Source organism: Acidimicrobiales bacterium (assembly GCA_030747595.1).
GTDB lineage: Bacteria > Actinomycetota > Acidimicrobiia > Acidimicrobiales > MedAcidi-G1 > UBA9410.
On record JASLKK010000064.1, the window covers coordinates 1 to 597 of the forward strand.

A 597-nucleotide genomic window follows, 5' to 3' on the forward strand; every position below is an offset into this window, starting at 1 on the left:
TCAATTTATGTTGACTCTGATGCGCGACAATTAGGAATTGGAAGTCGGCTGTTAGAGGAATTACTTGTAGTTGCGACTCTTAGCGGTTTTCACGCCGTAATAGCGCGTATAGGGGGAGGGAATGATGCGAGTATCGCTCTTCACGAAAAACATGGTTTCACTACAGTTGGTATTGAAAGAGAAGTTGGAAGAAAGTTTGGTCGGTGGCAAGACGTCGTAGTTATGCAAACCATCTTGTCCGGAGATTCTCCGGACTAAGACGGTTTCACAATTTATTTGTGGGCCGGGGAGGATTTGAACCTCCGAAGGCAATGCCGACGGGTTTACAGCCCGTTCCCTTTGGCCGCTCGGGCACCGACCCAGAACTGAGAAGACTAGCGCCGCTGAATGCAGTGACCACCAGTAAAGTGGTTATATGCCTTCATTTGACATAGTTTCAGAAATTAATTTACAAGAAATACGTAATGCCGTTGATCAAGCTGATCGTGAGATACGTAATCGATTTGACTTCAAGGGAACAGAATCGTCTGTTGAACTTGGGGATGATGCCATCAAATTGGAATCCTCTTCAGAGGACCGGCTTGCTGCACTAGTAAT

Annotated in this window: 2 protein-coding genes and 1 tRNA gene; 2 read left to right on the plus strand and 1 reads right to left on the minus strand. The window is 46.2% G+C overall.

The genetic code is table 11. From position 1 onward, the window contains the following. A partial coding sequence (locus QF777_12100) for an N-acetyltransferase family protein (GenBank protein ID MDP6912274.1) occupies positions 1-258 on the plus strand: 258 nt, incomplete at its 5' end. A gap of 21 nt (positions 259-279) precedes the next feature. Here QF777_12100 and QF777_12105 read toward each other — a convergent pair. Further along, positions 280-361: transfer RNA gene (locus tag QF777_12105), tRNA-Tyr, on the minus strand. A gap of 54 nt (positions 362-415) precedes the next feature. On the opposite strand from QF777_12105, the gene QF777_12110 reads away from it, so the two are divergent. Continuing rightward, positions 416-597, plus strand: a 182-nt coding sequence (locus QF777_12110) for a DUF520 family protein (GenBank protein ID MDP6912275.1), incomplete at its 3' end; no start/stop codon positions are given.